This is a genomic window from Pantoea nemavictus, from assembly GCF_037479095.1.
GTDB classification, from domain to species: domain Bacteria; phylum Pseudomonadota; class Gammaproteobacteria; order Enterobacterales; family Enterobacteriaceae; genus Pantoea; species Pantoea nemavictus.
Map to the genome: position 1 here is coordinate 2,499,670 of NZ_JBBGZW010000001.1, position 18,716 is coordinate 2,518,385.

10 protein-coding genes are annotated in these 18,716 nt (G+C 56.8%); 8 read left to right on the forward strand and 2 right to left on the reverse strand.

Annotation, left to right across the window (positions count from 1 at the left end):
* The first annotated feature begins 521 nt into the window (after window positions 1–521).
* Both WH298_RS11405 and WH298_RS11410 read left to right on the forward strand, forming a co-directional pair.
* Window positions 522–6,593, forward strand: a complete 6,072-nt coding sequence (locus WH298_RS11405) for an autotransporter outer membrane beta-barrel domain-containing protein (RefSeq protein WP_180822881.1) — start codon at window positions 522–524, stop codon at window positions 6,591–6,593.
* A gap of 510 nt (window positions 6,594–7,103) precedes the next feature.
* Complete coding sequence (locus tag WH298_RS11410) at window positions 7,104–8,648, forward strand: methyl-accepting chemotaxis protein (RefSeq protein WP_180822882.1); 1,545 nt, start codon at window positions 7,104–7,106, stop codon at window positions 8,646–8,648.
* A gap of 3 nt (window positions 8,649–8,651) precedes the next feature.
* Here WH298_RS11410 and WH298_RS11415 read toward each other — a convergent pair whose 3' ends face one another.
* Window positions 8,652–9,602: an AraC family transcriptional regulator gene (locus tag WH298_RS11415; RefSeq protein ID WP_049851295.1), complete on the reverse strand. Its 951-nt coding sequence runs from the start codon at window positions 9,600–9,602 to the stop codon at window positions 8,652–8,654.
* 103 nt (window positions 9,603–9,705) lie between these two features.
* On the opposite strand from WH298_RS11415, the gene WH298_RS11420 reads away from it, so the two are divergent.
* The 4 genes from WH298_RS11420 (at window position 9,706) to WH298_RS11435 (ending at window position 14,518) form a co-directional block, all read left to right on the forward strand.
* The gene (locus WH298_RS11420; RefSeq protein WP_180822883.1) at window positions 9,706–10,893 is read left to right on the forward strand and encodes an MFS transporter; all 1,188 of its coding nucleotides are present in this window, start codon (window positions 9,706–9,708) and stop codon (window positions 10,891–10,893) included.
* Between the two features lie 270 nt (window positions 10,894–11,163).
* Window positions 11,164–11,373 (forward strand): YdgH/BhsA/McbA family protein, encoded by a 210-nt coding sequence (locus WH298_RS11425; RefSeq protein ID WP_007888545.1) that lies wholly within the window; start codon window positions 11,164–11,166, stop codon window positions 11,371–11,373.
* A gap of 214 nt (window positions 11,374–11,587) precedes the next feature.
* A complete protein-coding gene (yncE, locus tag WH298_RS11430; RefSeq protein WP_180822884.1) occupies window positions 11,588–12,640 on the forward strand; it encodes a 7-bladed beta-propeller protein YncE in 1,053 nt (350 codons plus the stop codon).
* A gap of 237 nt (window positions 12,641–12,877) precedes the next feature.
* The gene (locus WH298_RS11435; protein ID WP_180822885.1) at window positions 12,878–14,518 is read left to right on the forward strand and encodes a dihydroxyacetone kinase subunit DhaK; all 1,641 of its coding nucleotides are present in this window, start codon (window positions 12,878–12,880) and stop codon (window positions 14,516–14,518) included.
* A 133-nt stretch (window positions 14,519–14,651) separates the two neighbouring features.
* On the opposite strand, the gene sbmA is transcribed toward WH298_RS11435, so the two are convergent.
* On the reverse strand, window positions 14,652–15,887 hold the full coding sequence (sbmA, locus tag WH298_RS11440) for a peptide antibiotic transporter SbmA (RefSeq protein WP_007888542.1): 1,236 nt from the start codon (window positions 15,885–15,887) through the stop codon (window positions 14,652–14,654).
* Window positions 15,888–16,183: 296 nt separating this feature from the next.
* On the opposite strand from sbmA, the gene WH298_RS11445 reads away from it, so the two are divergent.
* Entirely contained in the window at window positions 16,184–16,927 is a 744-nt protein-coding gene (locus WH298_RS11445) for a gluconate 2-dehydrogenase subunit 3 family protein (protein ID WP_180822886.1), read from the forward strand.
* Window positions 16,928–16,929: 2 nt separating this feature from the next.
* The gene (locus tag WH298_RS11450; protein WP_180822887.1) at window positions 16,930–18,714 is read left to right on the forward strand and encodes a GMC oxidoreductase; all 1,785 of its coding nucleotides are present in this window, start codon (window positions 16,930–16,932) and stop codon (window positions 18,712–18,714) included.
* The last annotated feature ends 2 nt before the right edge of the window (window positions 18,715–18,716 follow it).

The window sequence follows — 18,716 nt, forward strand, 5'->3', positions numbered from 1 at the left end:
TAAATGTGATTCCTGTCACACTTTTACACTCCCTCGTATCGCTTATCCTGGCAAAGGGGATTTCACCACATAAGGGCCATGTGTAAGTAAAATGTCAGGAAAAAATTAAGGATTTATTAAAGGGATAGAAAGCTAGACCTTAAATAATAATTGGCCTTAATTTATTTGGATTATCTCGCCTGCCTCGCAATTATTTATCCATTATCACAATAAGTTACCCGAAATTGCTTTTTGCATCAGCAAGCAAAAAAGTCTATACATTAAGCCATTAAATCTATGCCCGTCAGACTTCAAATTGCAGATGCCCTGGCAGCGTTAGCCAGTCTCCTGCGATGAGAATGGCTGAGGGTAAATAACGATAGCTTCATTCCTTTTTCGCTGCGCTCTATTTTCTTCACACAGTGGTTCTCAAATTAAATGTCGACACGGGGTTGGTATTAACCTGCCGTTTTATCCCCCTCAAGATGAATTTAACGCTGTTGCAATAACAGCGTGGACGCTGCACGCCCACTGGAGGAAGTATGAGGTTCAAATTAAATCCGATTGCGATAGGGATGATGGCGGCGCAACTGCTGTTCTATCCAGCGATTCAAAGTCAGGCGGTTACGTTAGGCGCATATACGCCGCAAGTTAATGATAATCAGGTTGGCAAGCTGGTGGTCAGCAGTGGCAGTGAAACGCTGACCGGTAACCAGGCATTTACCGCAGGCACTGACGGTGCGGTCTCCACCACGCTAGGACAAGTGGCCATTACCTCCGGCTCACAATTCATCAATCAGGATCGCCTTGATCCCGGCCCGCAAAACTTTGCCATTACTACGCCTGATGCCGCGACCGGCACCAATACCACCTTCCAGGTTTACAACTCTGCCAGTCTGGTAGCGCTGGCTCCGGTGAGCAGCACCACCAGCGTGCCGGATGTGCAAAATGTGAATAACGGGCAATACATCAATGCGCGCGTGGCGGATGTGACGGGCGGAACGCTGGATGTCAATATTGGCCAGCCCAATGCCGCCAGCAGCAGCGCGACCAACAGCTGGACCATGGCAGCAAAACAGACGCAGCTGTTTGACGTTAGCGGTACCGGCACGGTGAACTGGAACAGCAATAACCGCATTAGCTTTTTTGGCGCAACCGCCACGCCTGATGGCAGCGGTGCGGCGACCAGCTCTTACGCCGTGCAGAACCTCGCCACCTACAACGGCGCCTTCAGCGTACAGACGTTGGACGGCAGCAGCACCAGCTTTACCGTCACTAACGCCAGCCAGCTGCAGAGTTATAACAACTGGCTGATTAGTCAGCTGCAGCGCGGCAACCTCGATAAAACCCGCTATCTCACCGAATTTAATAAAGCCGTGACCTTCAGCAGCGGCAATATTGTTTACAACGTTAGCGCGACGCCGCCGGACGAGGTGACGCAGCCCATCGGCAATCGTATTGTGATCAACGCCAGCGGCCCTGATGCGAAAGTAAATCTGGCCGCAGGTAAAACCCTTGAAGTGGTTGGTGCTACCGGTGGGGCGATTAAAGCCTCCAACGGTGCGCAAGCGGTGATTGATGGCAAGCTGGCGAGTCGCGGCAGCATCACCAATAACGGCACCGCGCTGGTATTAACCGACGGCAGCAACGGCCTGAATAACGGTGTGATTAACGGCGGATTCCTCAATCGCCAGGATGGCACCGGCGTGGGTTCAACCGGCTACGGTGCCAACGCGGTGAATGTACAAAGTGGCAGCACCTTCAACAACAGTGTCAGCGGTATCGTTAACCTCGCTACTACCGGCAGCAATTCACAGTATGGCGTGGCGGGTATCAATCTGGGTGCGTCGTCCACCGCCAATAACAGCGGCAATATTAACGTTGGGGTGAACGGCTCCAGCGCTCGCGGCACGGCTTCCGGGGTGCTGCTCACCGATGACACCTCACGCTTTACCAATACCAGCACCGGCAATATTTACATCGGGCGCGGACCACAAAACAGTGTGAATGATGTGGTTGCCGATACGGCGATGAACCAGAGCGGCTTGACCAGCGGCATTGCCGTGGTGGCTAACGGTAACGCGGTTAACGACGGCGCGATCACCATCGGCAGCAAAACGCAAAATGCGGCGGGGATGTCCGCTACGGGCGCCAGCAATGCCACCATGATCAACAACGGCACCATTAATGTGAATGGCGCGGCCGCCACGATCCCTCGTGAAAACGTTGGCATGCTGGTGACCAACAGTGCTGGCACCATCAATAACGCCGGCACCATTAATCTCAACGGCGTGAACGGTACTGGCCTGAAAGTGCTGGCGACCAATGGCCGCAGCGCGAGCGCCACGTCAACCGGCACCATCAATGTGGCGGGTGCTGCCGATCCGGCCAGCGGCACGCGTAACTATGGTGTTTGGGTTGAGGGACAGGGCACTGGCACAGCACAGTCGACAGTCGATGGGCCAATCAATCTCCGGGGTAATGGCGCCATTGGCGTGCATGCGCGCGGTAACGCCACCGTAACGGTTGATCCGGCTGCGGTACCGACTTTCGCCACCGGCAGTAATCAGATTGCCTTTTTCGCCTACGGCCCCAATGCGTTAATCAGAGTGTTAGGGAATAATCCGTTTGATGTCACCACCCAGAACTCCACGCTGTTCCGTGTTGAGCAGGGGGCGGATTTTAACGGAGATTCCCTGGCGCTAACGGCATCGGGTGCCGGTTCTACGGCGGTACTTGGCAGCGGCGTGGGCACCGATGTGAACACCGATGCGGCGGTGATTAACGTGAGCGGCACCGGCGCCAACGGCATTACCGTTGAAGGCGGCGCAAAGGGCGTAATCGATACCACCACCACCATGAACCTCACCGGAAGTAACGCGATTGGGGCAATTGTTGATGGTCAAAAGCATGATATCAATGGCAAAAATAGCGGCTCTCCGGTTGCCAGCACCACGCTCAACTCCGCCGCAACCCTTAACGCCTCGCAGAGCGGATTAACCGGCTATCTGGCGCGTAACCGTGCGCAGTTAACCAACACCGGGGATATTAACTTCACCGGCGCTAACGCCACCGGCATCCGCGTGGAGAGTGGCGCAACCGGTAACAACAGCGGCAATATTGCGATCAACGATGGCGGCACCGGTATTTCGGTCAACAGCAGCGGTACCACCACCACGGCGAACAATAGCGGCGTGATCAACGTCAATGGCGGCACAACCAGCGCGCGCACGCGCGGCGTGAGTGCCAGCGGCAGCGGCGCGGTGGCGAATCTCAACAGCGGCGCACTCAATCTCAACGGCGTCGGTGCGATTGGCGCGGAAGCCTTGAACGGTGCCAGAGTCAATGTTTCGGCGGCTTCAACGCCGATATTCAACAATACCGATCAACTCGCCTATCACGCGGCGGGTGCAGGATCGCTGATCAACAGCGCGGCCAACGCACTGAACATCAATACCAACGGATCAACCGGTTACCGCATTGATGATGGCGCCACGCTGGCGCTGAGTAACGGCAGCGCTATCACCAGCAGCGCGGCCAATAGCACCGGCGTGATTGTTTCGGGCAGCGGCAGTACGCTGAACAGCGGCAACGGCCAGCTCACCGCAAGCGGCAATGGCAGTACGGGCGTGCGGGTGGAGGGCGGAGCGCAGGCCACATTGGCGGCGGGCAACAGCGTCAATGCCAGCGGCACCAATAGCGTTGGCGTGCTGGTAAATAACCTGCGGACCGATCTTAGCAATGCGCTGAACGGTAGCGCTGCGCCTACGTTGGTTACTAACAATGGTGCGGTGAGCGGCGCAGGCACCAACGCGGTGGGTATTGATGTCACCAACGGCGCTGAACTGGTTAACAACGGCAACCTCAACTTCACCGGCAGTAATAACATCGGTATCCGCTCACGTGCGGGCAGCACCATCACCAACAACGGCGTGGTGAACGTCGCGAACGGCACCGGGCTGGATGTCTCCGGCAGCGGCAGCACCCTGGCGAAAGGCGGTACCATCAATGTCGATAACGGCATTGCAGGTGTACGCATCAGCGATGGCGCTCAGCTGGCGCTAACCGGCAGCGACACGGTGATCACCACGCGCGGCAATGCGCACGGCATCTTGCTGGATAGCGGAGCGACCGCACTCAGCGCCAGCGATGCCACGGTGAACGTGCTGGGCAGCGGCAACGGCATTGAAAACCGCGCCGAACTCAGCAACGTCGGTTTGAGTAATCTCACCATCAACGTCGGTGACGGTAACGGCATTCGTACGGCGGTGCCGTTCGATCCGGCCTCAACCGTCACCACCAATGTCTCAGGCAGCGGTACCGGCCTGAATATTGTCAATGCCGATGGTTCAACCACCAGCGGCGATTTAACGCTCGGTTCAGGTTATCAGTTCAACGTCACCGGCGCTGGCGGCACCGGCATCCGTGCTAATACCACCGGTAATGTGACCACCGCCGCTAACGTCAATATCGACAATGCGGCGGGCGGATCGGCGCTGATTTCCAGCACCGCGGGCACCATCGTCAATACCGGCAATCTCAGTTCGAACAGCCTGACTTCGCCAGTGGTCGATCTGCGCGGCGGTAAAACGGTGTTCGAGAACCTCGGCAACATCATCACCGCCAATCCACAAACCGTGGCGGTGGCGGGCAGCAACGCCAATGACGAAATTCTCTTAACGGAAGGTGAAGTCAGAGGGGATATCAACCCTGGCGGCGGCTCGGATTTGTTCCGCTGGACCGGCGGCACGCTTAACGGCAGCCTGACCATGGGGAACGATAACAACAACAGTGCTCAAGTCAGCAATGTTGATCTCGGCACCACTTACCATCTCACCAGCGGTACCGGCACCGGTAACACCCTGACCTTTAACAATATTGAATCACGCGGTGGCTCATTTAGCGCCGACGATCTGACTAAAGGGGTCAACCTGGGCAGCGGATGGAGCACCATCAACTTCAACGATTCCCAGTGGACCTTAACCGATAACCTCAAACTGGCGCACAGCGATATCAACATCGGCAGTGGTTCAACGCTGTATGCCGGTAACAGTGTCAATCCAACGTTGGCCGGTGGCAGTGATAACTCGCTGGTGGTGAACAACGCCGGGATTATCGACTTAACCAACGGCAGCGGTTCACCGGGTAATCGCTTAACCATCGATGGCTCGCTGGCATCGACGGGCGGACAGGCAAATCTGGTCACCAACCTTAATGAGGGCGGGGCGCTGAGCAATCAGTTCACCGACCACATCAATGTGACTGGCGATGCCAGCGGCATCACGCTGCTGAATGTACGACTCGATGCCGCCAGCACGGGCGCGCTGACCGATGTAAACCGTTCCGGTGCTATCGATGCCTATGAAGGTATTTCACTGGCGCAGGTCGCCGGCAACGCCAGCGGCAGCAGCTTCGGCTTACAAGGCGGTTATCTGTCAGCGGGACCCTGGCAGTACCAGCTTTATAGCTTCGCGCCGGGCAGCAGCGATCCAAGCCAGCGTTTAGTTAGCGGCACAGGCAACAACTACTGGGATTATCGTCTGGCGAACGCTTACGTTTGCCAGGGCGAAACCAGCTGTTCACCGTTGGTCATTACGCCGTTTAGCCCGGAACCCCGCGTGAATGAAAATGCGCGTCCGGCGGTGGTGCCGCAGGTGCCTTCCTATGTTTCAGCACCGGTTGGCCTCGCCTACTACACGGCGGCGATCATTGACGATTTACATAAGCGTCTTGGTGAACTGCGTCACGAACAAACCCGCCCGGACGGCAACGGAGGCGAGATGTTTGTGCGCTATATCGGCTCAAACCTGAAGTACAAGAGTGACCAAAGCTTCCGCAACTATGGCTACGATTTTGACCTCGATTACAGCGCGGTGCAGATCGGCGGCAACCTGTTACGTCTGGATGGGGATAAAGACAGCCTGCGCGGTGGGGTAGCGTATACGCGCGGCAACACGCGTATCCGTCCGCATGCCGCCGATGGTTATAGCAGCACCACCTTTGACAGCGACAGCCTGGCGCTGTACGGTACCTGGCAGCGTCAAACCGGCTTCTATCTTGATGGCGTGTTGTCGTTCGACTGGCATCGTGGCGAAACGGATATCGCGCGTCAGCAGGAGGTCGCGAAGCTGAAAGGTCACGGCTGGACGGCGTCACTGGAGAGCGGTTATCCGTTTGAACTGGGTGATGGCTATAAGCTGGAGCCGCAGGCGCAACTGATGTACATGAAGCTGAATATGAACGACTTTGTGGATGAAGATGGCAACAAGGTGCGTTACGGCAACTACAACCAAACTATTGGCCGCCTCGGCGCGCGTCTGGATCGCACCTGGACCGACGACAGCAACCGCCAGTACACGCCCTATCTGCGCGCCAACTACTACAAAGGTTGGGGCGGAACGGCGAAAACGTCGGTCTCCTCGGTGGACAATCCCGCCTTTGGTGCCAGCTTCGACAGCGGCAACTTCGGCCAAATGTGGGAAGTCGGCGCAGGCGGCACCGCAACAGTGCAGAAGGATGTATCGCTCTACGCTGAAGCGGATTATCGCAAAGAGATCGATGGCAACGGCGCCAAAGGGTGGCGGTATAACGTTGGCGTTCGCTGGCAGTTCTGATTTCCCGTCGCACTTCGCGCTGCAAGTGCGTTGGCTGCGCTTCCTCACCCCGGTTACTTAGTGAACTATGCTCCCGGGGCTGAGTCAGCTTTTCCCGTCGCACTTCGCGCTGCAAGTGCGTTGGCTGCACTTCCTCACCCCGGTCGCATAGTGAACTATGCTCCCGGGGCTGAGTCAGCTTGCCGCCTTCTTGCAACACGAATTGCTTTGGGAAAATTTCCCGGCGCACTTGCAGCGCAAATTGCTTTGGGGAAATTTCCCGGCGCACTTGCAACGCAAATTGCTTTGGGAAATCTCGTGCAGCGTTCTAAAATCAAAAGATGAGTTTGGTATATTCTAAAACCACGTTAATTGATTCTGTAAGTCTGAAAAATGTGAAAGCCGCTGCAAAGCGGCTTTTTTATTGCGGTTAATTTGAAACTGACGCTAAAGCCAGAGCCTTGCAGTGCCGAAAAGGTAAAAAAGTGTAATCGATTTTTCTTTTAGCCTGCGTCTTGCAAGGACACACACATGCGTAACAACCAGCCCGTCACTCAGCGCGAATTCGCTTTTGCGGATGACGCCACACTGATGTCGACTACCGATCTCAACAGCTACATCACCTATGCGAACGACGCTTTTATAGAAGTGAGCGGCTTCAGCCCGGAGGAGGTGAATGGCCAGCCGCATAACATGGTGCGCCATCCCGATATGCCGCCTGAAGCCTTTGCGGATATGTGGTCGACGCTGAAGCAGGGCGAGCCGTGGACGGCGCTGGTAAAAAACCGTCGTAAGAATGGCGATCACTACTGGGTGCGCGCTAATGCTATTCCAGTGGTGCGCGAGGGCAAAGTGCAGGGCTTTATGTCGGTGCGCACCAAGCCGTCAGCCGAGGAAGTGCGTGAGACCGAAAAGCGCTATCGTGATTTTCGTGAAGGTCGCGCCAAAGGGCGTCGCTTCCATAAAGGTTTGATTGTCGGCACTGGCTGGCGCCGCCTCGGTTCCATCCTGAAAACGCTGCCGCTACGCTGGCGGATTCGCTCAACGTTGCTCACGCTGCTGCCGCTCTCGGTGTTGGGCGTCTGGCTGCTGGGCCTGGCACCGCTGGCGATTGGCGGCTTTGCGGGCGGCATGGCGGGCATTTTGCTGTTAGCGAGCCTGTGGCTGGAACAGCAAATTTCACGTCCAATGGAGCGCATGTGCCGCCAGGCGTTGAGCGTGGCAACCGGTGCCAGCCATAAAGTGGAACAGATCGATCGCGTGGATGAGATCGGCGTAACGCTGCGCGCTATCGGCCAGCTTGGTCTGATGTTCCGCTGGCTGGTGGATGATGTCAGCGGCCAGGCAATCAATGTGTTAAGCGCCAGCGATGCCATCGCACGCAGCAACGATGAGCTGAGCCGCCGCACTGAACAAGCCGCCGCCAACGTGCAGCAAACCGCCGCCACCATGAATGAAATGACCGCCACGGTAAAGAGCAACACCGATACCGCCAAAGAGGTGAATGGCCTGTCGGAAAACACCAGCTTTGCCGCGATTAAAGGGGGCGAAGTGATGCAGGAAATGGTGGGCATGATGGCGGAGATCGCTGACAGCTCTAAGCGCATCGCCAACATCACCAGCGTGATTGATGGCATCGCCTTCCAGACCAACATCCTGGCGCTGAACGCCGCAGTAGAAGCGGCACGTGCCGGAGAGCAGGGCAAAGGATTCGCGGTGGTGGCGGGTGAAGTGCGCAGCCTCGCGCAGCGTAGCGCCAAAGCGGCCAGTGAAATTAAACATCTGGTGGAAACCAGCGCCAGCCGCGTGCAGTTGGGGAGCGATCACGCTGATGCAGCCGGTCACACCATGCAGGAGATTGTCGATCGGGTGCAGAATGTCACCGCGCTGATTGCGCAAATCAGCGGCGCCACCGCCGAGCAGGCCATTGCGCTGACGCAGGTCAGCACTGCGGTGGAAGATCTCGACGATATCACCCACCAAAACGCCGCGCGCGTGGCCGAAAGCGCCGAAGCATCGGGCCGCATGACGCATCAGGCCAATCGGCTGGTGGAAGCGATCAGCGTGTTCCGCTGATCCTCAGCGCATTTCCCGTTCGGCGCGCAGTGCGCCGGGTGGCGTGCCGACAATGCGTTTAAACGCGCGGCTAAACGCCGCCAGTGAACCATAGCCGAGGTGGAAGGCGACGCTTTCCACCGCTTCGCCCTCATTGACAATACGCTCCACCGCCAGCCGCATGCGCAGCTCGGTAAGATAGCGCAGCGGCGTCATGCCGGTTGCCGTTTGAAAGCGGGCGGCAAACACCGAACGCGAACTGCCGGATTCGCGCGCCAGCCGTTCCACCGTCCAGTTTTCGCCTGGCGCGCGGTGCATCGCCGCCATCGCCTGGCTGAGACGCGGATCGCGCAGCGCCTGTACCAGCCCGCTGCCTTTGCCACAGCCGTTTTCCACCCAGCCACGGACGATCTGAGCCGCCACCACATCCGCCAGCCGCGATAAAATCCCGGCAAAACCGGCTTTGCGCTCACGCGTTTCACGCTCCATCGCATCAAGAATCGGCTGGATTTCTGGATACTGCGCCAACAGCGTGCTGACCAGCATCACATCCGGCATGGTGTGCACCAGCGGCTGCATGCCGCCCAGTTCAAACGCCATACAGGCACTGAACAGAATCACATCGCTGTTATCCGGGCACAGCTCGCTGCTGTCATCGATGGCGCAGACGCTGCCGCAAATCGGTCGGCTATTAAAGGTTGAGATGGGTTCGCAGGTCGCCTCTTCGCTGGAGATCAGCGCGTGCGGTTTGCCGTGCGGAATTAGCAGCGCATCGCCCGCCTGCAGCGGGTAGATTACCCCAGACGCCGAGCGGATCAGCAACGATCCCCGCCCAACAAAATGCAGCTGTGCGCGGCCTGGCGCATCGTCAAACTGCAGGCCAAAGGGCGCGTGCAGCGCAATGCGCTGATATTTGACGCCGTACAGGCGCATACCCATCAACAGTTCACTGGTCAGATCTTCATAGCGGCTCATACGGATCCAGACGAATAATCAAAAAACAAAGTTTCTGCATCATAGATCGTCTGATGAACAGTCACTATGCTTAACGCTAAATATTTTGTGATGGGGATCACAGATGAGCCTGGATACTGAAATAGTCGAAACACCGCTAGAAGTGGACAAACCGGCATGGGGCGCGGTGTTTGCCATGGCGTTTGGCGTGTTCGGCCTGATTACTGCTGAATTCTTACCGGTAAGCCTGCTAACGCCAATCGCCGCCTCGTTGCAGATCAGTGAAGGCCAGGCGGGTCAAACCGTGACCGTCACCGCGCTGGTGGCACTGCTCACCAGTCTGGTGATCGGCAACGTGACGCGTCAGCTCGATCGCCGTTTGGTGATGCTGACCTTTACGCTGCTGCTGATTGCCTCCGCGTTGCTGGTGGCGTTTGCAGAGAATCTGCCGATGATTCTGCTGGCGCGCGTGCTGCTTGGCATCGCCATTGGTGGCTTCTGGACGCTTTCTACCGCGATTACCATGCGTCTGGTACCGAGCGATCAGGTGCCGCGCGCGCTCTCTATCGTCTTCAGCGGTATCTCGCTAGCGACCATTATTGCGGCACCGCTGGGGAGCTATCTGGGCGGCATTATCGGCTGGCGTAACATCTTTATACTGACGGCTGCGTTGGGCGTGCTGGCCCTGTTTTGGCAGTTCTTCACCTTGCCCGCGATGCCGCCTGTGAATAAAGCACGCAGCGGTGGCGTGCTGGATCTGCTGCGTAAAAGCGTGATGCGCTGGGGCATGCTGGCGGTGATCATGATGTTCACCGGTCACTTCGCCTTCTTCACCTATCTGCGTCCGTTCCTTGAAGGCAGCGCGCAGCTTAATGTGAATCAGCTGTCGCTGGTGCTGCTGGCGTTTGGCGTGGCCAACTTCTTTGGTACCTCGCTGGCCGGTTATCTGGTGACACGCAGCGTGTCGCTGACGCTGACGGCAATGGCGTTGGTGATGAGCGTGACTGCGCTGGTGCTGGTGAGCTTTGGCGAGGTGTCATGGTTGGTGGCGGCGGGCGTCGCGCTGTGGGGCCTGGCGTTTGGTTCCATGCCAACCGGCTGGTCAACGTGGATTTCCCGTGCGGTGCCGGATGATGCCGAGTCGGGCGGTGGTTTGCTGGTCGCCACCATTCAGCTGGCGATCACCGCCGGTGCGGCAGCCGGTGGCTGGATGTTTGATCTGCAAGGGGCTGGCGGCGTGTTTCTTGCCAGCGGCGTGCTCATGCTGTTAGCCGCTATCACCATTTTCACCCGCGTTCGTCATCACGGTTAATCACTACCAGGTCGCCATAAATGGCGACCTGGTTGATAACCGCATGGATTCTCACAAATACCTATCACAGCCATTTATTCTGCCTTTTAACTAAATGTCAGATTTTTAACCGTTTGCATCAGGGTTATCCCAAACGTGCTTTTTATGTTCAAAATAATCGAACAACTACGGCAAATCTCTCCGCTTTTTACTGATCAATTCTGCGCCTATTATATCTCTCAACAAGGCGATGACGCCCTACTCAATCAAACGTTTATTAAGGAATTGACCATGAAATCTATCAAAACTTTTGCTGCTGTTGTTGCTCTTACCGTTCTGCCATTCGCTAGCTTCGCTCAAAGCATCACTGCAACCGCTTCAACGCTGGATGGTGCAGAAGCGCAAATCGCTGCTCAGGCGCACGAAGCTGGTGCTTCCTATAAAGTGACCGAAGCAAACTTCAACAACGGCGTGCACATGACGGCCGAACTGACCAAATAAGTTGCGTTAACGTTCTGTGCTGACAGGGTGCCTCCGGGCGCCCTGGCGGCGTTGCTAACCTGATAAAATCCTGTCACTTTCCCTCCGAAATGATTACTATTCTCAAAAAGTAACATCCTTCGTCGGCTCGCCTCGGGCTGTCTTTTTAACATTGGTTGTAATGTCGAGCTTTCACTTCACTGCCATCAGGCGGTGTTTTTGCTATGGAGAAGTTATGAAGGCGAATAAAAAATCGTGGGCGCTGCGTCCTCTGTTGCTGGCAACGGCGCTGTTCTCTACCTCTGCGGCGATCGCGGCGGAAACTCAGCCATTGAATCAGGTGATTTCAAAAGGCGCTTATGAGCTGGCGTTTAGCAATAGCGATAACGCGCTGTTCCTGGCGACCGCGCAAAGCACAACCGACAAAAAAGGCGGCACCGTTTATCGTCTTGATCCGCAGGATCTGGCGGTGAAGCAAACCATCAACACCGATCTGCCGACCTTTGGCGCGGCGCTCAATCAGAAAACCAATATTCTCTATTTGGGTAACACGCGTGATGCTGCACTGACCGCAGTGGATGCCACCAGCGGCAAAGTGATCAATACGCTGGTGCTGGATGGGCGTAAGCGCAGCGAAACCGTGCGTCCGCTGCAGCCGCGTCAGCTGGCGGTCGATGCGGCTACCGATCGCGTTTACATCACCGGCCTGGGTGAGCAGAGCGTGGTGTGGGTGGTGGATGGCAAAACCCTGCAACTGATCAGCACCGTGCCGAACACCGGCAAAATGGGTACCGGTCTGGCGATCGATTCTGCCGCGCAAAAGCTGTACGTCACCAATGCGGATAACGAGCTGGTGACCATCAATACGCGCCTGAATGCGATTGAAAAGCGTCAGAAAATTGAGGGCGACAAAGATCATTTCTTCCTCAACATCTCGCTGGATACCCAAGGCCATCGCGCTTTCCTCAGTGACTCTAAGCAGTCGCAGGTGCTGGTACTGGACACCCGCACGCAGCAAGTGATTCACAAGATCGATGTGCCGGAATCGCTGGCGGTGTTGTTCAATGCCGATCGTGATGAACTGTACGTCACCCACCGTAAAGCGGGTGAAATCAGCATCATCGACGCCAGCAGCTACAAGGTGAAACGCACGGTGAAAGCGCCGGGCCTGCCAAACAGCCTGGCGCTCTCAGCCGATGGCAAAACGCTGTTTGTCAGCATCAAACAGCCAGGTTCACGCAAAGAGCCACCGAAGAATCCGGACAGCGTGTTACGCATCGCCCTTTAATCCCCGTCATACTTCAAGCCGCAGGTGCGTTGGCTGCGTGTGCTCGCCCCGGTCACTTACTTTAGTAAGCTCCCGGGGACTCACACCCTTGCCGCCTTCCTGCAACTTGAATTATTTAGGGGATATCTGGTTTTACTGGGCGGCCTGTGCCGCCCTTTGCATTTCTGGCATTCGCTGCGTTTTTATCGCCACAGATACGCTACCTTGTAGGACGACAACACCATAAGAGAGGACGCTATGAGCCAGTTTTTTATGCATGAGAAAAACGATCTGGTAAACGAAGCCATCGAAGGGGTTTTACTCAGTACGCCGTGGCATAACCTTAGTCGCCTCGATCTTGGCGATGAGATCCGTGTGGTGGTGCGTTCGGACTGGGATAAGAGCAAAGTGGCGCTGATTTCGGGTGGCGGTTCCGGTCATGAACCGGCGCATGCCGGATTCGTCGGTAAAGGCATGCTGACGGCGGCGGTGTGTGGCGACATTTTCGCCTCGCCGAGCGTCGATGCGGTGCTGAACGCCATCGTGAACGTCACCGGCGACGCCGGTTGTCTGCTGATTGTGAAGAACTATACCGGCGACCGCCTCAACTTTGGTCTGGCGGCCGAGAAAGCCAAAAATCTGGGCTACAAGGTCGAGCTGGTGATGGTGCAGGATGATATCGCGCTGCCGGAAAATCCGCAGCCGCGCGGCATTGCGGGCACGGTGCTGGTGCATAAAATCGCTGGCTATGCGGCGGAGCAGGGACAATCACTCGATGAGGTCAAAGCGCTGGCGCAGCGCGCGATTGATGCCACCTCGTCGATTGGTCTGGCTTTTGCCACCTGTCATGTGCCGGGCGAAAAGCGCGATGAACGCGTCGAGCCAGGCCACAGCGAGCTCGGCATGGGTATTCACGGCGAGCCAGGTGTGGTGACGCTCGATACGCAAAACAGCCGTAAAATCAGCAGCATCATGACTGATAAACTGGCGCAGGCGTTGCCGGACGGCAAGCAGGCGTTACTGCTGATCAACAATCTCGGCGGCTTCTCGCAGCTGGAGCTGGCGCTGTTAACGCGTGAAGTGCTGCAGTCGCCGCTGGCGGCGCGCATCACCCATCTGATTGGTCCGGCGACGCTGGTGAGTGCGCTGGATATGAAAGGCTTCTCATTGTCTTTGCTGGCGCTGGAAGAGCCGTTTCTGGCAGCATTAAGCGCGCCGGTTCAGGTGCTGGGCTGGGTGCCGGTGTATGACTTTGCGCCGATCAGCCTGCAACGTGCGGAGAAAATCGGCAGCGTGCTGGATTTTGATGCGTCTGAGAATGCCGAAGTGGCGAAGATTGTTGCAGGCGTCACGCAGACGTTGATCGATCTGGAGAGCGAGCTAAATGCGCTGGATGCCAAAGTTGGCGACGGCGATACCGGTTCAACCTTTGCCGCCGGCGCGAAGAAGATTCAGCGCGGCCTGAAGGACAAGCAGCTGCCACTGAATGAGCTGCCCACCTTGCTGGCGCTGATTGGTGAGCAACTGGCAACGGTGATGGGCGGATCGAGCGGCGTATTGATGTCGATTCTGTTCACCAGCGCCGGCCAGCAGCTGGAAGAGGGCAGCGCGCTACCGCAGGCGTTGATGCACGGTCTGGAACGCATGAAGCATTATGGCGGCGCACAGCCGGGCCATCGTACGTTAGTCGATGCGCTGCAACCGGCGCTGGAAGCGTTAGTGGCGGGCGAGTCGCTGGCGGCGGCCGCTAAAGCCGCTCAGCAAGGCGCGGATGCGACAGCGCAGATGCAGAGCGCCAAAGCGGGACGATCGGCCTATCTGAATCAGCAAAGTCTGGATGGGGTGAAAGATCCGGGCGCGTATGCGATTGAGAAGGTGTTTGCGGTGTTAGCGCGGTAGATTGTGCGGGCTGATGCCCTCACCCCGGCCCTCTCCCACGGGAGAGGGAGATGCTGCAACATGCTCGATCAGTTCCCTCTCCCGCTTGCGGGAGAGGGTTAGGGGGAGGGCATCAGCCGCACCAAACCGCACCTTACTCTGCCGCTTCGCGCATCATCTCATCATGCGGAATATCATCCAGAATCTGTTCGAAACTGCGCAGACGTTTGTAGATCGACATCAGCGTAATCAGCGTTGACCACGAGGTGATCAAATACTGGAACGATGACCGCACCTGATCAAACACGTTGGTGATCTGGTTCAGCAGACCCAGCGTGATGGTGCCCGCCACAATCGACGGAAACAGCACAAACAGCCCGAACACGTTATCCACCTGCAGATACATAATGCGCGTGATGTTGAAGTACAAATAGTGGAAATAGAGGCGGAAATAGTTCTGACGCACGCGGCTAAACAGCTCATGCACCGTAGGCGGTGAGGCGCGCTGTGGATCGTCTTCGCCGTACACCAACTCCTTACGATAGGCCGCTTCCACACGCTGATTGCGGAACTCCAGCCCCGGCAGTTTTATCCCCACCATCGCCAGCAGCGCGGTACCAAACAGCGACCACAGCAGCGCGGCAATCACCAGCGCATAAGGAATGCTGCCGAGAATCGGCACCTCTTTCACATGGTGCGACAGCGTCACCAGCACCGGCAAGAACGCCACCAGCGTCATAATCGCCTGAATAAAGTTAATGCCCCAATCCTGCAGCGTACCGGCGAAGCGCATGGTGTCTTCCTGCACACGTTGCGCTGCACCCTCAACCAGACGCAGACGCTGCCAGTTATGCATGTAGTAATTATTCATCGCGGTACGCCAGCGGAACACCCAGTGGCTGACGAAGAACGAGTTCATCACGCCAATCACCACCGCAATCAGCGCGATGCCGAGAAACGCCAACACTTGCACATAGAACTGATGGATGGCGACGGAACCGGCTTTGGTCAGCGCCTGTTGAATCATGTCGTAGAACGGGCCGTACCAGGCGTTGACGCCCACGCCAACCTGCACGCCAAACCAGGTGACAAAGATGATCAGTATCGAACCCCACACCGACCAGCGCTGCCACGGATGGTTATCAATCACGCGCCACGCAAGGCCAAAAATCCCGGCGACAATCCAGTAATAGGCATAAAACCACAGCTGGCTGGCATGAATAAAACGGCTGGCGTTGGTTGGCAAAGGTTGTTGCATCGCCGCCTGAAACGCAGGCCAGCGCGCGGGGAGATCATTGAAAAAGCCAAACCAGGCAAAAATTGCTATCAAACTCCAAATCGCAGCTGAGCTGAAAAACAGCGTTGGCCGCGGAAAAAAGGACTTAAACATAGGCACTCCGCTGTTGTGTGTACTCTTTTATACCGCTTTAGACATCTCTCTGTCTGTTGTCGGTTGTATCTGACGATGACAGCCTGGCCGCTGCGATGTAAAGCGACAGCGACAATTGTTAAGTAATTAGTGCGAATTTGTTTCTAAGAACTAATTAATCCACAGCAATGGTGTTACAATATTTGCACTGTTACCGGTAACAGTGCTGCTGTATCCCTTAAGCTATCAATAAAAAAACAATACAACGCAACTACTTAACTTTCATGCCGCATTATATGTGGTACTGAGGCAATGTCATGTCAGAACAAAAAAATGGTCATTCTCGCCGGGATTTTCTGCTGAGAACCATCACCCTGGCGCCGGCAATGGCGGTGGGCAGTACGGCGATGGGCGCTTTGGTGGTGCCGATGGCCGCCGGGGCCGCCGGGGCAGCCGAGCAACATTCATCACCGCAACAGGCGCGTAGCTACCAGCCAACCTGGTTCACCGCCGAAGAGTTTGCCTTCATTACTGCAGCGGTGGCGCGCCTGATCCCCAGCGATGATCGCGGTCCTGGCGCACTCGAAGCCGGTGTACCGGAGTTTATCGATCGCCAAATGAACACGCCTTATGCCACCGGTAACAACTGGTACATGCAAGGCCCATTCAATCCCGACCTGCCGAAAGAGCTGGGCTATCAGCTGCCGCTGGTGCCGCAGCAGATCTATCGTCTCGGCCTCGCCGATGCCGATGGCTGGAGCAAAAAACAGCACGGCAAAGTGTTCGCTGAGCTAACCGGTGAACAGCAAGATGCGCTGCTGACCGCGTTTGAAAGCGGCCACGCGGTATTCCCGCAGCTGCCCGCTAAAACCTTCTTCTCCTTCCTGCTGCAAAACACCCGCGAGGGTTACTTCAGCGATCCGATCCACGGCGGCAATCAAGGCATGGTGGGCTGGAAGCTGATTGGCTTCCCAGGCGCACGCGCTGACTTTATGGATTGGGTGGAACGCGGCGAACGTTATCCGTTCCCGTCAGTGGATATTCGCGGGGAGAGGACCTAAGCGTGGCAAATGAATTGAAAAAAGTGGATGCGGTCGTGGTCGGTTTCGGCTGGGCGGGCGCGATTATGGCGAAAGAGCTGACCGAAGCGGGCCTGAATGTGGTGGCGCTGGAGCGCGGTCCGCATCGCGATACCTATCCGGATGGATCCTATCCGCAGTCGATCGATGAATTGACCTACAACATCCGTAAAAAGCTGTTCCAGGATCTGTCGAAAAGCACCGTGACCATCCGTCACGATGCATCGCAGACTGCTGTGCCGTATCGTCAGCTGGCGGCATTTCTGCCGGGCACCGGCACCGGCGGCGCCGGCCTGCACTGGTCGGGCGTGCATTTCCGCGTCGATCCGGTCGAGCTCAACCTGCGAAGCCACTATGAGCAGCGCTATGGTAAAAAATTCATCCCGGAAGGCATGACGATTCAGGATTTCGGCGTCAATTATGACGAACTGGAACCCTTCTTCGATCAGGCCGAGAAAGTGTTCGGCACCTCGGGCAGCGCCTGGTCGATCAAAGGCAAGCTGCTGGGCAAAGAGAAGGGCGGCAACCCGTATGCGCCCGACCGCTCCAGCGACTTCCCGCTGCCAGCGCAGAAGCGCACCTACTCGGCGCAGCTGTTTGCGCAGGCGGCGGAATCGGTGGGATATCATCCGTATGATATGCCGTCGGCCAACACCTCTGGCCCGTACACCAACACTTACGGCGCACAGATGGGCCCGTGCAACTTCTGCGGTTTCTGCAGCGGTTACGCCTGCTATATGTATTCCAAAGCGTCGCCAAACGTTAACATCCTGCCGGCGCTGCGTCAGGAGCCGAAATTCGAGCTGCGCAACAACTCTTACGTGCTGCGCGTTAATCTGACTGACGATAAAAAGCGCGCCACCGGCGTGACTTATCTCGATGGTCAGGGCCGCGAAGTGGTGCAGCCGGCGGATCTGGTGATCCTGTCTGCATTCCAGTTCCACAACGTGCACCTGATGCTGCTCTCCGGCATCGGTCAGCCGTATAACCCGATTTCCAACGAAGGTGTGGTGGGCCGTAACTTTGCCTACCAGAACATCTCGACGCTGAAAGCGCTGTTCGACAAAAACACCACCACCAACCCGTTTATCGGTGCCGGTGGCGCGGGTGTGGCGGTGGATGATTTCAACGCCGATAACTTCGATCACGGCCCACATGGCTTCGTCGGCGGTTCGCCGTTCTGGGTTAACCAGGCCGGTACCAAGCCGATCTCCGGTTTACCGACACCAAAAGGCACGCCGAACTGGGGCAGCCAGTGGAAATCGGCGGTGGCCGATACCTACAACCATCACATTTCGATGGATGCGCACGGCGCGCACCAGTCGTACCGCGCCAACTATCTCGATCTCGATCCGAACTACAAAGATGCCTACGGCCAGCCGCTGCTGCGTATGACCTTTGACTGGCAGGACAACGACATCAAGATGGCGCAGTTCATGATTGAGAAGATGCGCAAAATCACCGAAGCGATGAACCCGAAAATGATCATCGGCGGCGCGAAAGGTCCAGGCACCCACTTCGATACCACCGTATATCAAACCACGCACATGAGCGGCGGGGCGATTATGGGTGAAGATCCGAAAACCAGCGCGGTTAACCGCTATCTGCAGAGCTGGGATGTGCCAAACGTGTTTGTGCCAGGCGCCTCAGCGTTCCCGCAAGGACTTGGCTACAACCCAACCGGCATGGTGGCGGCGTTGACTTACTGGTCAGCCAAAGCCATTCGTGAACAGTATCTGAAAAACCCCGGCCCGCTGGTACAGGCATAAGG

Excerpts from the sequence above, each read along its gene's own strand:
- WH298_RS11405 (WP_180822881.1), top strand. The coding sequence starts at position 522 with ATGAGGTTCAAATTAAATCCGATTGCGATAGGGATGATGGCGGCGCAA.
- WH298_RS11410 (WP_180822882.1), top strand. The coding sequence starts at position 7,104 with ATGCGTAACAACCAGCCCGTCACTCAGCGCGAATTCGCTTTTGCGGAT.
- WH298_RS11415 (WP_049851295.1), bottom strand. The coding sequence starts at position 9,602 with ATGAGCCGCTATGAAGATCTGACCAGTGAACTGTTGATGGGTATGCGC.
- WH298_RS11420 (WP_180822883.1), top strand. The coding sequence starts at position 9,706 with ATGAGCCTGGATACTGAAATAGTCGAAACACCGCTAGAAGTGGACAAA.
- WH298_RS11425 (WP_007888545.1), top strand. The coding sequence starts at position 11,164 with ATGAAATCTATCAAAACTTTTGCTGCTGTTGTTGCTCTTACCGTTCTG.
- yncE (WP_180822884.1), top strand. The coding sequence starts at position 11,588 with ATGAAGGCGAATAAAAAATCGTGGGCGCTGCGTCCTCTGTTGCTGGCA.
- WH298_RS11435 (WP_180822885.1), top strand. The coding sequence starts at position 12,878 with ATGAGCCAGTTTTTTATGCATGAGAAAAACGATCTGGTAAACGAAGCC.
- sbmA (WP_007888542.1), bottom strand. The coding sequence starts at position 15,887 with ATGTTTAAGTCCTTTTTTCCGCGGCCAACGCTGTTTTTCAGCTCAGCT.
- WH298_RS11445 (WP_180822886.1), top strand. The coding sequence starts at position 16,184 with ATGTCAGAACAAAAAAATGGTCATTCTCGCCGGGATTTTCTGCTGAGA.